13 protein-coding genes are annotated in these 13,614 nt (G+C 73.1%); 9 read left to right on the top strand and 4 right to left on the bottom strand.

Annotation, left to right across the window (positions count from 1 at the left end):
- Nucleotides 1–14 precede the first annotated feature (14 nt).
- The 5 genes from ABZ840_RS18285 to ABZ840_RS18265 all read left to right on the top strand — a co-directional run bounded on the left by ABZ840_RS18285 (nt 15) and on the right by ABZ840_RS18265 (nt 4,606).
- On the top strand, nt 15–1,262 hold the full coding sequence (locus ABZ840_RS18285) for an FAD-dependent oxidoreductase (protein ID WP_361560749.1): 1,248 nt from the start codon (nt 15–17) through the stop codon (nt 1,260–1,262).
- Nucleotides 1,263–1,352: 90 nt separating this feature from the next.
- The gene (locus tag ABZ840_RS18280) at nt 1,353–1,718 is read left to right on the top strand and encodes an Rv2175c family DNA-binding protein (RefSeq protein ID WP_346100301.1); all 366 of its coding nucleotides are present in this window, start codon (nt 1,353–1,355) and stop codon (nt 1,716–1,718) included.
- Between the two features lie 82 nt (nt 1,719–1,800).
- Nucleotides 1,801–2,451: a thiamine phosphate synthase gene (thiE, locus tag ABZ840_RS18275; RefSeq protein ID WP_361560746.1), complete on the top strand. Its 651-nt coding sequence runs from the start codon at nt 1,801–1,803 to the stop codon at nt 2,449–2,451.
- A 165-nt stretch (nt 2,452–2,616) separates the two neighbouring features.
- Nucleotides 2,617–3,534 carry a methylenetetrahydrofolate reductase [NAD(P)H] gene (metF, locus tag ABZ840_RS18270; protein ID WP_361560743.1) on the top strand — a complete coding sequence of 306 codons (918 nt, stop codon included), beginning with the start codon at nt 2,617–2,619 and terminating at the stop codon, nt 3,532–3,534.
- Between the two features lie 34 nt (nt 3,535–3,568).
- Nucleotides 3,569–4,606 carry a hypothetical protein gene (locus tag ABZ840_RS18265; protein WP_361560740.1) on the top strand — a complete coding sequence of 346 codons (1,038 nt, stop codon included), beginning with the start codon at nt 3,569–3,571 and terminating at the stop codon, nt 4,604–4,606.
- A 115-nt stretch (nt 4,607–4,721) separates the two neighbouring features.
- On the opposite strand, the gene ABZ840_RS18260 is transcribed toward ABZ840_RS18265, so the two are convergent.
- Both ABZ840_RS18260 and ABZ840_RS18255 read right to left on the bottom strand, forming a co-directional pair.
- Complete coding sequence (locus ABZ840_RS18260) at nt 4,722–6,263, bottom strand: NAD(P)/FAD-dependent oxidoreductase (RefSeq protein ID WP_361560737.1); 1,542 nt, start codon at nt 6,261–6,263, stop codon at nt 4,722–4,724.
- Between the two features lie 483 nt (nt 6,264–6,746).
- A complete protein-coding gene (locus ABZ840_RS18255; RefSeq protein ID WP_361560734.1) occupies nt 6,747–7,400 on the bottom strand; it encodes a TetR/AcrR family transcriptional regulator in 654 nt (217 codons plus the stop codon).
- Here ABZ840_RS18255 and ABZ840_RS18250 point away from each other — a divergent pair.
- Nucleotides 7,399–7,533, top strand: a complete 135-nt coding sequence (locus tag ABZ840_RS18250; protein WP_361560731.1) for a hypothetical protein — start codon at nt 7,399–7,401, stop codon at nt 7,531–7,533. The two genes, ABZ840_RS18255 and ABZ840_RS18250, sit on opposite strands and share 2 nt — an antisense overlap.
- Here the strand turns inward: ABZ840_RS18250 and ABZ840_RS18245 are convergent.
- Together ABZ840_RS18245 and ABZ840_RS18240 are read right to left on the bottom strand one after the other, a co-directional pair.
- A complete protein-coding gene (locus tag ABZ840_RS18245) occupies nt 7,523–9,733 on the bottom strand; it encodes a YhgE/Pip domain-containing protein (protein WP_361560728.1) in 2,211 nt (736 codons plus the stop codon). The genes ABZ840_RS18250 and ABZ840_RS18245 overlap by 11 nt on opposite strands.
- Nucleotides 9,705–10,601, bottom strand: a complete 897-nt coding sequence (locus ABZ840_RS18240; RefSeq protein WP_361560725.1) for an ATP-binding cassette domain-containing protein — start codon at nt 10,599–10,601, stop codon at nt 9,705–9,707. The genes ABZ840_RS18245 and ABZ840_RS18240 overlap by 29 nt, the downstream gene beginning before the upstream one ends.
- A 207-nt stretch (nt 10,602–10,808) precedes the next feature.
- Here ABZ840_RS18240 and ABZ840_RS18235 point away from each other — a divergent pair, with 207 nt between their 5' ends.
- The 3 genes from ABZ840_RS18235 (at nt 10,809) to ABZ840_RS18225 (ending at nt 13,421) form a co-directional block, all read left to right on the top strand.
- A complete protein-coding gene (locus tag ABZ840_RS18235) occupies nt 10,809–11,300 on the top strand; it encodes an SAV_6107 family HEPN domain-containing protein (RefSeq protein WP_361560722.1) in 492 nt (163 codons plus the stop codon).
- Nucleotides 11,301–11,954: 654 nt separating this feature from the next.
- Entirely contained in the window at nt 11,955–12,710 is a 756-nt protein-coding gene (locus tag ABZ840_RS18230; RefSeq protein ID WP_361560719.1) for a methyltransferase, read from the top strand.
- 291 nt (nt 12,711–13,001) lie between these two features.
- The gene (locus ABZ840_RS18225; protein ID WP_361560717.1) at nt 13,002–13,421 is read left to right on the top strand and encodes a DUF3040 domain-containing protein; all 420 of its coding nucleotides are present in this window, start codon (nt 13,002–13,004) and stop codon (nt 13,419–13,421) included.
- Nucleotides 13,422–13,614 lie beyond the last annotated feature (193 nt).

The following is a 13,614-nucleotide window of genomic DNA, read 5'->3' as shown; positions in this document are numbered from 1 at the left end:
CCTAGAGTGATCGAGTGAGCCAGCAGAGCAAGTACTCGCGGACCCCCGACCGCTCGCGCCGCGTCGTCATCGTCGGCGCGGGGATGGCGGGCGTGCAGACCGCCGTTGCCCTGCGCGAACAGGGCTGGCGCGGCACGATCACCCTGCTCGGCGCCGAACCCCACCCGCCCTACGACCGGCCGCCGCTCTCCAAGGCGGTGCTGCTGGGCAAGGCGGACGGCTCGGCCTTCGACGTCGACTTCGCCTCCCTCGGCATCGACCTGGAGCTCGGCCGGCGGGTCACCGGACTCGCCGCCGACGCCCACGAGGTGCTGACGGAGACCGGCCCCGTCCCGTACGACCGCCTGGTCATCGCCACGGGGGCCGAGGCGATCACCCTCCCCGGGAGCGAGGGCGTCCCGGGCGTCCACGTGCTGCGCACCCTGGACGACGCCGAGCGGCTGCGCCCGGTGCTCTCGGCGCAGCAGCGCGTCGTGGTGGTCGGCGCCGGCTGGATCGGCGCGGAGTTCGCCACCGCCGCCCGTGAGGCCGGCTGCGCGGTCACCGTCGTGGAGGCGGCGGACCGCCCGCTGGCCGGCGCGCTGCCCGAGGAGGTGGCAGCGCACATGGCCCGCTGGTACGCCGACGCGGGCGCCGTGCTCCGTACGGGCACCCGGGTCGCCGCGGTGAAGGAGGGCGCCGTCGTGCTCGCGGACGGCACGTCGCTGCCCGCGGACGCCGTGGTGATCGGCATCGGCTCGCGGTGCGCCACGGACTGGCTGGCCGGCTCGGGCGTCGAGCTGTGCGAGGACCGCTCCGTACGGGCCGACGAGCGGCTGCGCACCTCGCTGCCCGATGTGTACGCGGTCGGCGACTGCGCCTCCTTCCCGTCCGCGCGCTACGGGCGCCGCCTCCTCGTGCACCACTGGGACAACGCCCTTCAGGGGCCGCGCACGGTCGCCACGAACATCGCCCGGTGCGAGGCGGAGGGCACGGTGTACGACCCGGTGCCCTACTTCTGGTCGGAGCAGTTCGGCCGCTTCGTGCAGTGCGCCGGGTACAGCCCGGTCGCCGACGAGCTGATCTGGCGCGGTGACCCGGAGAGCGCGGCGTGGACGGCGCTGTGGCTGCGGGAGGGCGCGCTGGTGGCGCTGCTGGCTGTCGGCCGGCCGCGCGACCTGGCGCAGGGCCGCAAGCTCATCGAGCGCGGCGCCCGGCTGGACCGGGCACGCGCCGCCGACGCCTCGGTGCCGCTGAAGTCGGCTGAGCTGTCCGGGCTCTGAAGGGCGGCCGGACCCCTGGTGTGGCCGGTGGTGTGCACTGATGGCGATGCCCGGCTACCGACTGTCAGTGGGGGATGGCACGCTTGGGGTGTGACCGAGATTGACGCAAAGATCGATGGACTGGTTTCCGCCTGGCTCACGCTTCCCGACATCGCCGAGGAGTTCGGCGTCGAGGTGACGCGGGTCCGGCAGCTGGTCAAGGAGGGCCAGCTGATCGCGGTGCGCCGCGGTGAGAACAGGGCCCTCCATGTGCCGGCCGAGTTCATCAAGGACGGAAAGGTCGTCAAGGGCCTGGTGGGGACGCTGACGCTCCTCAGGGACGACGGCTTCACCGACGAAGAGATGCTGGAGTGGCTGTTCACCGCCGATGAGACCCTGCCGGGGACGCCGGCGCAGGCGCTGCGCGAGAATCGCGGCACGGAGGTGAAGCGCCGGGCGCAGGCGCTCGCCGTCTGACACACCCGTCATCACCGCCGTAACCGCAGGGCGTACGGACCGGCAGATCCGGTCCGTACGCCCGGACTGGGGGGAACACCCGATGAGCACCGCACGACAGGCCCTGTCCGACGCCCGGCTGTACCTCTGCACGGGGGCACGCAAGGAGCAGGGCGATCTGCCGGAGTTCCTGGACGCCGTGCTCTCCTCCGGCGTGGACATCGTGCAGCTGCGCGACAAGGGCATGGAGGCCGGCGAGGAGCTGACCCACCTGGAGGTCTTCGCCGACGCCTGCAAGCGGCACGGCAAGCTGCTCGCGGTCAACGACCGCGCGGACGTCGCGCACGCCATCGGCTCCGACGTGCTCCACCTCGGGCAGGGCGACCTGCCGGTCCCGGCGGCCCGCGCCGTCCTCGGCGAGGACGTGCTCATAGGCCGTTCCACACACGCGGAGGCGGAGGTCGACGCCGCCCTGACCGCGCCGGGCGTGGACTACTTCTGCACGGGCCCCTGCTGGCCCACCCCCACCAAGCCCGGGCGGCACGCCCCCGGCCTGGACCTCGTGCGCTACACCGCCGCGCAGCGCCCCGACCGCCCCTGGTTCGCCATCGGCGGCATCGACGCGGACAACCTGGACGAGGTGCTGGCCGCAGGCGCCCGCCGCGTCGTGGTGGTGCGCGCGATCACCGAGGCGGAGGACCCCGGCGCCGCCGCGGCCGCGCTGGCGAAGCGGATCCGCGCGTACGACGCCTGAGTCGCACCCGGAGTGACGTCGGGCGCATACGGAGCGTCACGAAGTCCGGGGCGGTGAGCAGTGGTCTGACGTGAAGTGTCCGACTGGTGAACAGGAGCCCGGCAAACCGGGGCATTCCGCAAGGCGTGGTTGGGGGCCCGCCAGGCCGGTGGTTAACCTGCCGGTATGGCCCTAGGTACCCCTTCCACCAGGACTGACCGCGCGCGTACGGTGCGTGAACTGCTCGCTTCGGGCAAGCGGTCCTATTCGTTCGAGTTCGCCGCCCCCAAGACCGAGAAGGGCGAGCGGACTCTGTGGAAGGCCATTCGCCGGATCGAGGCCGTCGCGCCGACCTTCGTGTCCGTGACGTACGGCGCCGGCGGCACCTCCCGTGAGGGCACCGTCCGCGCGACCGAGCGGATCGCCACGGACACCACCCTCACCCCGGTCGCCCACCTGACCGCGGTCAACCACTCCCTCGCCGACCTGCGGAACATCATCGGCCAGTACGCCGGTGCCGGGATCCGCAACATGCTCGCGCTGCGCGGCGACCCGCCCGGCGACCCGATGGGCGAGTGGGTGCGCCACCCCGAGGGCATCGAGTACGCCGCCGAACTGGTCCGGCTGATCAAGGAGTCCGGCGACTTCTGCGTCGGCGTCGCGGCCTTCCCCGAGATGCACCCGCGCTCCACCGACTGGGACACCGACATCCGGCACTTCGTGGACAAGTGCCGTGCGGGCGCCGACTTCGCGATCACCCAGATGTTCTTCAACGCAGAGGACTATCTGCGCCTTCGTGACCGGGTGGCCGCCGCCGGTTGCGAAACGCCGATCATCCCGGAGATCATGCCCGTCACGAACGTCCGGCAGATCGAACGGTTCGCCCAGCTCAGCAACGCGGCGTTCCCGCCGGAGCTGGCGGATCGCATCCTTGCGGTCAAGGACGATCCGGCGGCTGTACGCTCCATTGGCATCGAGTACGCCACGGAGCTGTGTGCACGCTTGACCGCCGAGGACGTTCCCGGGTTGCACTTCATTACCCTGAACCACTCCACGGCGACGCTGGAAATCTACGAGAATCTGGGTCTGCACCAGCAGACCTGACCACGTGCCCGCAGCGGCGGAAACAGGGGCGTACATGGGCTGGACGATCCTCTACATCGCGTTCGGCATCGTGGCGCTCTGGCTGCTGAGCGAGGTACTGCTCCAGTACAAGGCCCGGCTGCGCTGGCGTCTGCTCGCCTTCACCGGCTTCCTCGGCGTCGTCATCGGCGTGGTCCTGCCGTCGATCGTGGTCATCGCGATCGGCGCCGCGGCCTTCGCGGTGGGCCAGACCTACGTCACGCTCTCCTTCCGCCGCGGCTTCACGATGGGCTGGGCGCTGGCCGCGGGGAGACCGAAGGTCGGCCGCCGCCGGCGCGGCGGTTCCTCGGCCGCGGCAGGCACCGCTCCGGACGCCTCGGCGCCGCAGACCGGCCCGGACCCGGCCGAGGGCTACGACGGCTATGACGGCCCGCAGGAGAACGCGGCGGGCCACGGCGACGACGCCGACGGGGCGCCGGGCGGGTACGACGGTCCCACGGGCCACGCCCCCGACGCCGCGGCGCCGTACGCGGACGCCTATGACGCCCGCCCGGGCGGCTATGCCGATCCGTACGCCGACGCCACCGGGGTCACGCCGGTCTACGCCCCCGAGCCGATGCCCGACGAGACCGGCCAGTACGGCATCTACAGCACCGACGCCCGGCCCGGCCACCCGCAGCACGACCCGTACGGCGGCTACTACGAGCCCGCCGCCGCCCACGACGGCTACGCCGACCCCTACGGCGGCTACGGCGACGGCCACGGTGGCTACACCGACCCGTACGCGCAGCAGGACCCCTACGGCGGCGGCGCCTACGACCCCTATGCACAGGCCGGTCCGTACGCGCCCGCCGACCCCTACGGCGGGCACGACCCGTACGGCCACGGCGGCCAGGTCCCCCCGCAGTACGGCGGGGGCTACGACGACCAGTACTACGGAGCGGGCCCCGACACCCCGCCCGGCGGCGTCTGGGTCCCCCAGCAGCGCGGGGGCGCCGAGCAGCCCCCGCAGCAGCCCGAATACCAGCCGGAGCACCAGGGCTACGGCTACCCGCCCCAGCAGGGGTACGACGGGCAGCAGTACCGCTACTGACGCGCCGGCCGCGGCCCGGTTCGCACGGGCCCGTCGCATGCATGCCGTCGGCTGCCGAGGAACCCGGCCCGCTTGCCGCTGCCCGGCCCCTCGTGCCCGCTGCCGTGCGGCGCCGCTACTGAGAGCCGTGCCAGTCGTCGCCGTGCACGACGAGGCCCGCCACCAGCGCGCCCGACATGCCCGCATGGGCCAGGCCGCCGCCGGGGTGGGACCAGCCGCCCGCGGTGTACAGCCCCGGTATCCGCGTACCGTTGGCGGGGACCAGGGCCCGGCCGTCCAGCCCGGCCAGCGCCGGACCCGGCACCGCGCCGCCCGCCGCGCCCGTCTCGGCGGCGGTGTCCGCCGGCGTCCGTAGCTCGCGCCACAGCATCCGGTCCCGCAACTCCGGCACCGCGGCGCCGGCCGCCGCGACCACCCGGTCCGCGAACCCCTCGGCCACGCCGTCCGCCGTCCAGTCCACCCCGCCGGCCCCGCCCGTCGCGTGCGCGGGGACCGTGACCGTCAGCGTCACCGCCTCGTGGCCGTCGTCGGGCCGCTGGGCCGGGTCGTCGGGGCGCAGCACCGTCACCGTGGGCGACTGCGGCAGCCCGCCGCCCCCGAAGACGGCCGTCAGCTCCGCCTCCCGGTCCGCGGCGTGCACGACCGTACGGTGCGCCGCGTCCGCCGGCCGGCCGCCGCGCAGCGCCAGCAGCACGCTGAACCGCCCGCTCGGGGGCGCCGTCGGCGGGAGCACGTCGCCGGTCCCCCGGACCTGCCCGGCGGCGCCGGGGGAGTCGCCGGTCAGCCGGGCCAGCGTCCACGGGTCGACGCCCGCGACCACCACATCGGCGTCCTCGACGCTCCCGTCGGCCAGCTCCAGCCCGGCAGCCCGGCCGTCCTTGCGCACCAGCCGCCGCACCTCGGCCCCGAAGGTGAACTCCACCTTGCGGGCCAGGCAGCGCTCGTACAGCGCGGTGGCCAGCGCGCGCATGCCGCCGCCGACGTACCACGTGCCGAAGGTCTGCTCCATGTACGGCAGGACCGTGGCGCTCGCGGGGGCCTCGCGCGGGTCGAAGCCGTACGCCAGCGCGTGGCTCTCCAGCAGCGCGACCAGCCGCGGGTCCTTCAGCTCCAGGGCCGCGACCTCGGCGAGGGTGCGCGCCGGGCGCCGCTTGAGCAGGCCCTTGCGGCCCACGGCCGGGTACGGCTCGCGCCCCAGCACCTGCCAGTCGGACCACAGCGGCTCCTCCAGCAGCGGCCGCCGGGTCCGGTCCCAGGCCTCCCGCGCCCGGCCGAGCAGCTCGCTCCAGCGCTCGCCGCCGCCCGCGCCCAGCGCGCGGTCCAGGGCTTCGGTGACCCCGGCCCGCGAGGCGTTCGGCAGGGCGACGTCCGTGCCGTCCGGGAAGACGTGGCGGCTCGCCGGGTCGACCTGCACCAGGTCGACGACGTCCTCCAGCGGCTCCTTGCCGGTCTTGACGAAGAGGTCGCGCTGCACGGCGGGGAGATGCAGCAATCCGGGGCCGGTGTCGAAGCCGAAACCGGCGCGTTCGAACCGCCGCAGCGAGCCCCCGTAGGTCTCGCCGCGCTCCCACACCGTCACCCGGTGGCCCGCGACGGCCAGCCGGGCGGCGGCCGCCATCGCGCCCGTCCCGGCGCCGATCACCGCAATCCGTGCCATGTCCGTGACTTTATCGGCGACCACTGACAACGCCGCCGGGCGGCCTCCCGCGCCGGAGCCCGGACACGAAAGTCCGAGCACGAAAATCCGGGCACGAAAGCCCGGACACAAGAACCCGGTAACGAAAAAACGCGCTGCCCTGGCACGGATCGTTCCCCCTTCGATCCGACCAGGACAGCGCGTCCCCCGTGCTTCCCCCGTCCCCCGTACTCCCCGGGTTTCCCGGGGCCCCCGTGCTTCCCCCGTGTTCCCCGTGGAGCGTGGAGCCCCGTTCCCCCGTGACCCCCCGTGGAGCCCCGTGTCCCCCGCGGCTCCCCCTGCCACGTCGGGGAGGCCGCACCGTTCCGCCGCCCCGTGTCGGCGGTCCCGGTGCCGGCTTCCCCTCCGTGGTCTCCACTCTCCCGTCCGCGCAGGTCGCGGCCCATCCGCGTACCTACTCATCTCCTCCACTGAGTACGGGTACTCAGTGCTGGGTGCTCATCCTCAGGCCGGGCCCGGAGCGGCCACGGGGCCTGCGCCGCCCTCGCCCTGATGACCGCTCACCCGCCCCTGGAGGAGGCGGGAGAGCGCCGCGTGCACGTCGTCGATCGACCGGTCGGGCTGGAAGGACTGCCAGTCCAGCGCGGCCACCAGCACCATCCCGAAGAGCGCGGACGCGGTCAGCGGGATGTCGATCTCCTCGCTCAGCTCGCCGGCGGCCACCGCCTCGCGGATGACCTCGGCGACCACGGAGACGGCCCGCTCCCGCACCATCATCAGTGTGGTGTTCCACGTACGGTTCGTGCGCCACAGCTCGGCCACGTAGAGCTGGGTGAGCGCCGGGTACTGGGAGATGAAGTACAGCCCCGCGTGGATCATCGCGTCCAGCGCGTCGATCCGGGAGCCGCCCCGCTCGGCCACCTCGTCGGCGGCGTTCTGGAGCGAGCCGGCCAGCATCTCCACGCCGTGCCGCAGCAGCTCTTCGAAGAGCACGTTCTTGCTTGCGAAGTTGTAGTAGACCGTGCCCTTCGCCACGCCCGCCCGCTCGGCGATCTCGTCCACCGTGGTGGAGGAGAAACCCTGTTCGGCGATGAGTGTCACCGCGGCCTCGAAGAGCTTGCGCCGGGTCGCCTCACGACGCGTGTTGGAGCTGTCCATGGAGGCGATTGTGCCCGTTGCGGGCGGCACCGCGGCGCCGGCCCTCACGGGACGCGACGCGGAGGTGACCCGCCGGGCCCCGGACGTCGCCGCCCGGGACCCCGACGCCGCGGTGCGCGCGCTCACAGGCTGAGCTCCGGGTGCAGGTCCTTCATCCGTACGACCTGCCGGCCGCGCGCGGTCCACGTGGTGAGCGCGAGCGCGCCCACGGTGAAGAGCGCCAGCACGATGCTGCCCTGCCACACGGGTGTCAGGTCACCGCCCGTGATGAGGCGGCGCAGGCCCCCGACGATGTACGTCATCGGCAGGTACGGGTGGAGCGCGTTGAAGAACCCGGGGCTGGTCTGCACGGGGTACGTGCCGCCCGCGGAGGTCAGCTGGAGCATCAGCAGCGCCAGGACCAGGATCCGGCCCGCCGCGCCGAACTGCGCGTTCAGCCACTGCACGATCGCCGAGAAGCAGGCCGTGGCCAGCACCAGGAACCCGATCGTGCCCGCCGCGTGCATCATCTCCAGGCCCAGCCCGAAGTGGAGCACGGACATCAGGGCGGCGATCTGCAGCACTCCGATGGCGAACACCGGGAGCCAGCCGGACACCGCGGTCCGCCAGGCGCTCGCGCCGGCGGCCAGCGCACGCCGGTTCAGCGGCTGGATCAGCATGTAGGCGACCATCGCGCCGACCCAGAGGGACAGCGGGATGAAGTACGGGGCGAAGCCCGTGCCGTAGTTGGGCGCCTTGTGGGCCGAGTCCGAGGCGAGCTGCACCGGGTCGGACATCACGTTCGTCCGCGAGTCCCGCTGGTCCTTGTCGTAGTCCGGGATCTTCTTGACGCCGTCGTGCAGCCCGTCGGACAGCTTCGCGGAGCCGTCCGAGAGCTTGAACATGCCGCCGTTGAGGGTGTCGGCGCCGTTCTTGAGCTTGCCCACGCCCTCGTCGAGGTCGCCGGCGCCGGTCTGCAGCCTGCCCAGACCGTTGTCCAGGTCGCTGCCGCCCTGCTTGGCGGTGCCGGTGCCCTTGTGCAGGTCGCCCGCTCCGGTGGCCAGCTTGTCGGCTCCGGATGCCACCGTGTGCGCGCCCTTGTTGAGCTGGTTGATCTGCTGGACGGCGGCGTCCAGGTCCTTGCCCAGCGTGGGGCCGTGATCGGCCAGGGTGACGGCCAGCTTGTGCAGCGTGCCCAGGTCCTTGTTGAGCTGGGCGAGGTTCTTCTCGTTCTTGACCAGCCCGCTGACCTCCTCGGCCTTGTCGGCTGCCGCGTCGGACCTGTCGCGCATGTCCTTGAGCGTGGTGCAGGACGGGTCGCGGTCGGTCAGGGACTGCTCGCAGCGCAGCTTGTAGAAGGTCGCCACCTGATTCGCCAGCGCACGGGAGGTCGTGGCGCCGTCGGAAGCGGCCTTCGGGAGCTTGTCGAGGTTGTCCCGTACGGCCTGCGAGCCGTCGGCCACGAGGCGCGCGGCGTCGCCGATCTCCTTGCCGTGCGCGCGCACGAACGGGCCGTACTCCTTGTTCGCCGCGTTGACCTTGTCGGCGAGCTGCTGGGTGCCGTCGGCCACCCGGCCCGCGCCCGTCGAGAGCTTGCCGGCCCCCGTGTCGAGCCTGCCGGCCCCGGAGTCCAGGTCCTTCAGGCCGTTCGCCAGGTCGTGGCTGCCCTTCTTGGCGTCGTCGACGCCGTCGGCCAGGTCGCCGCTGCCCTTCTTGGCGGTGCCCAGACCGTCCTTCAGGTCACCGGTGCCCTTCTTGGCCTTCCCGATGCCGCCGTCCAGCTCGGAGGCGCCGTCGGCCGCCTCCTTCGTCTTGTCGTGCAGGTCGGAGAAGGACACGAAGATCTTGTCGAGGAAGGTGCGCGAGGACTTCGCCGAGGCCGCCGCGCGCACCTCGGAGAAGACCGACCGGGAGATCTGCCCGACGATGTAGTTGTTCGCGTCGTTCGTGCGGACCTTCAGCTCGCCGGTCACCGGGTCGTCGCCGGAGCTGGACGCGATCCGCTTGCTGAAGTCGTCGGGCACGGTCAGCGACAGGTAGTACGCGCCGGACTCCAGCCCCTTGGAGGCGTCGTCGGCGCTGACGGGGTGCCAGTCGAAGGTGTCGCTCTCCTTGAGCCCGTCGACCAGGTCGTCACCGGCGTTGACCTTCTGGCCCTCGGCCGAGGCGCCCCGGTCGGAATTGACCAGCGCGACCGGGATCTTGTCCAGGCGCGAGTACGGGTCCCAGAAGGACCACAGGTAGAGCGCCCCGTAGAGCAGCGGCAGCAACAGCAGGGCCACCAGTGCCGCGCGCGGCAACTTCCCCCTGCCGAACCGCTTCAGCTCAAGCGCGGCCAGCTTCGGCGAGCGCATCCGCCGCCCCCTCCTCGTTCTTCATGTTCTTCTCGGTGCCCGTAGCGGCGTCCGGCTTCTCCGTGCCGCTCTCCGGGGCTTCGGGCGCGTCCGGCCCGGCCGCCGAATCGTTCGGTGCCTGCTCGGCCTGCTCGGCCTGCTCGGCCTGCTCGGTCCGCGGCTTCTCCGGGCGGCGCGCCGTGGAGACCACGACCGCGTCCTCGGGCGCCTGGCTGCACACCGCCAGTACCGTCGTGCCGGCCTCCGCCAGCCCGCGGAGCATCGCCCAGGCCTGCACCCGCTCCTCGTCCGACAGCTTCATGTCGGTGTCGTCCACGGCCAGCAGCCGCGGCGAGCCGATGAGCGCCAGCGCGACGGAGAGCCGCAGTGCCTCCAGCCGCTCCAGGTCCCGTACGGAGGTCCGTACGCCCTTGGGCAGCGTCTCCGGGTCGAGGCCCGCGGCCTCCAGTGCGGTGTCGATCCGGCCCCGGGCCTCGGCCCGGCGCTCACGGCGCGGGCGCAGCAGCGCGCGTACGGGGCCGCCGAAGCGGCGCTCCAGCAGGGCGCGTTCGTGCAGGTGCTCGGCGACCGTGAAGGCCGGGTCGAGCTCGGAGACGCCGGGCACATGGGCCAGCGACGTGACCCCCCGTACGGCGGCCATCTTCTTCGGCAGTGACAGGCCGGCCACGCGGGCCTTGCCCGCCGCGGTCTTCATGCGTCCGGTGAGCGCGAGCAGCAGACACGTACGGCCCGAGCCGGACGGCCCCTCGATTGCGATCAGCGCGCCGGGCTCGGCCGTGATGTCGACGTCCTGGAACGCCCAGCCGCGAGGTCCCCTGACCCCGAGTCCTTGGGCCTTGACCGCCGCCCCGTGCGGGGTGCTGTCCACGTTCCCTCCCTCTTGAACTGACCAGTCAGTTCAAAAAGTATGCCGCACGGTGCCGGGGTGTGCGCAAGTCGGCCGGGGGTTTTCGCGGTGTTTCCGGGGCGTGATCTCGGCTACAGGGGGAAAGTCCAGGTCAGGCCGATTGTCAGTGGCGTGCCTCACGATGGTGTGAGCGGTTCCGAACCGTTATGCGACGACAGGAGGTTCGTCATGGCAACTCGTCCCCATGGGACTGGTTCCGCTGCGTACGGTCCCCCGAGCGATGTCCATCCCGTTCTGCGCCGGACGGGCGCCCCGCCCGCCGCCCTGGAGCTGCTCGCCAAGGCCCAGCGCGGCCTGGAAGAGGCCGCCTCCCTGGAAACCCCCAACGAGCGCTTCGCGACCGCCCACCTCGCCGCCCTGCGCGGCGCGGCCGCCGTCCTCGCCGTACGGGGCCGGCCCGAGCCCACCCTCCGCCGCCGCCAACGCATCCGCAGCGCCTGGGAGGTGCTGCCCGAGGTCGCGCCCGAATTGGCCGAGTGGAGCGCCCTGTTCGAGGCCGGCGCCGAGCGCCGGGCCCGCGCGGAGGCTGGCATACCCGGCGCGGCCGGCCCCCGAGAGGCCGACGACCTCCTCCGCGCCACCGCCCACTTCCTCCGCCTGATAGAACGCCTCCTCGCCCTCCAGCCCCTCCTCCCGCCACCGCGGTCCCGGGCGGGGTGAGGGGCATGATTATCGGAGGCCGCAGCCGCAGCCGCAGCCGCAGCCGAGGCCGAGGCAGTGGCCGGGGCCGGAGTCGGGACCGTGGCCGGGGCTGGGGTCGAGTTCCGGTGCGGGCCTGAGGCGGCGCCCGGCACGGGAAAGGTGGAGCGGGGCCCGCTTCCGGGAGGCGGTTTCCCGGGAAATGCCGGGCGCTTTTCCCGCCCACCGGAGCATGCCGACCGGAAGGGACCGGGGGCAGAGAGCTTTCCGCGCCGTGCGATTCCCGCCGCGCGTTCTCTTTCCCGGTCCGGGGCGGAGGACGACTTCCTCGCGCTCGCCTCGCGTCGGTGGGCGCCGCTTTTCCGCGGCGGCGGCCGAAGGGAATTCCGTCCCGGCCGGTTCTGCCCGGGGCGCTCCCGGCCGCATTGCCTGTCGGGCTCTCCCCGGACACCCCGTGAATCCGGGGGTCGGCCGGAGTGCCGCGGAGCTTTCCGGGGCGCGCAAGCGGGGAAGGCGGCGGGTGCGCGCCGACGCGGGCGGTCCGGAAAGGCCGGGAGCGGGCTTCCGATGGCCCTCCGGAGGGGTTCGGCCGTGCTCGGTCGTGGCGGAGGCGGTGCGACCCCATAGGGTGGGAGGCGCCTCATCAGTACATGTCCTCGCGAGGAGCCACCCGCCGTGTCTGACCCGCTGCGCCCGCGCGCATCCCTTCGTACCGCCGTGGTCTGGGAGGTCCTGAAGGACGCCCTGGAGCGCCGGGCCAAGGCCGCCGGGCATGACGCCCTCGACGTCCTGGACACCGGCGGCGGCACCGGCAACTTCGCCGTGCCCGTCGCCCGCCTCGGCCACCGCGTCACCGTGGTCGACCCCAGCCCGAACGCCCTGTTCGCCCTGGAGCGCCGGGCGGCCGAGGAGGGCGTGGCCGACCGGGTGCGCGCCGTCCAGGGGGACGCGCACGGCCTCTTCGACGTCGTCGAACGCGGCGGCTACGACGCGGTGCTCTGCCACGGCGTCCTGGAGTACGTCGACGACCCCGCCGAGGGCGTCCGCAACGCCGTCGAGGCGCTGCGCCCCGCCGGCACGCTGAGCCTGCTCGCCGCCGGTCTGGGCGGCGCGGTGCTGGCCCGCGCCCTCGCCGGTCACTTCACGGAGGCGCAGCGCGCCCTGAGCGACCCCGCGGGCCGCTGGGGCGACGGCGACCCGGTGCCGCGCCGTTTCACCGCCGAGCAGCTCACCGAGCTGGTCACGGGTACCGGCCTGGAGGTCGGCGCGGTGCACGGCGTACGGGTCTTCGCCGACCTGGTCCCCGGCGTGCTCGTGGACACCGAGCCGGGTGCCATGGACGCCCTCCTCAAGCTGGAGGCGGCGGCCGCGGAGCTGCCCGCTTTCCACTCCGTCGCCACCCAGCTGCACGTACTCGCCGAGCGCGGCTGACGGGCCGCGGCACCCGCACCGGCCGGTCGTTCGCCCCGGGGCGAACACCGGTCGGCAGGTGCAGTCGGCCACAGGGCCCCCGATCAGCCGCTTCGCCCCGTATGATCGGAGGTACAACGTCCGGCATGGCGTGAGGGCGGTTGGGGAATGCAGGGTGCATCACCACCGGCCACCATGGTGGCGCGGACAGTGAATTGGCGTAGAGGGGCGGGTTTCACGGGGGCGATTCCCTGCCTATCCTGAAAGGGTCGCACCCGGTCGCCCCCCGCGACCGACGAGTAGGAGGACTCCGTGCCGCTCTCGGAGCACGAGCAGCGCATGCTCGAGCAAATGGAGCGAGCGCTGTACGCCGAAGATCCGAAGTTCGCGACAGCGCTTGAGGGAAGCGGGCTGCGTACGTACACCCGGCGACGGGTCTACCAAGCGGTCGTGGGCTTCCTGGTAGGTATCGCGCTCCTCATGGCCGGAATGGTCGCACAGCAGATCTGGATCAGCGTGGTGGGCTTCCTCGTGATGCTCGGCTGCGCGGTCCTGGCCGTCACCAGCTGGCGCAAGGCACCCAAGCCGGGTGAGCAGCAGCAGACCGGCGCGGGGGCCGCCCGAGGCGGTGGCGGGGGCGGACAGTCCCGCCGTACGTCCCGGTCGCGGCGCTCGATGATGGACCGCATCGAAGAACGCTGGCAGCGCCGCAGGGACGAACAGGGCCACTGAGCCCCTCCGCCCCCGGTCGGCCGGTGGAGCACGCCCGCGTGCCCTCCCGGCCGCATGCGGTTCCGCGATGCCTGTCGTCCTGCGGTGCGCCCGCCGTCCTCCCGGCGCCCCTTGCCGCCCGCCGCCGTGCCGTCTATGTCCCCGTAGCGTCTCCCTCGCCCGCGCGCCTGCACACCGACGCCGGATTCACTGA

Source organism: Streptomyces sp. NPDC047117 (assembly GCF_040643545.1).
Classification (GTDB): Bacteria; Actinomycetota; Actinomycetes; order Streptomycetales; family Streptomycetaceae; genus Streptomyces.
The sequence above is the reverse complement of the archived record's forward strand: the minus strand, read 5'-3'. Positions and strand labels throughout refer to the sequence as shown.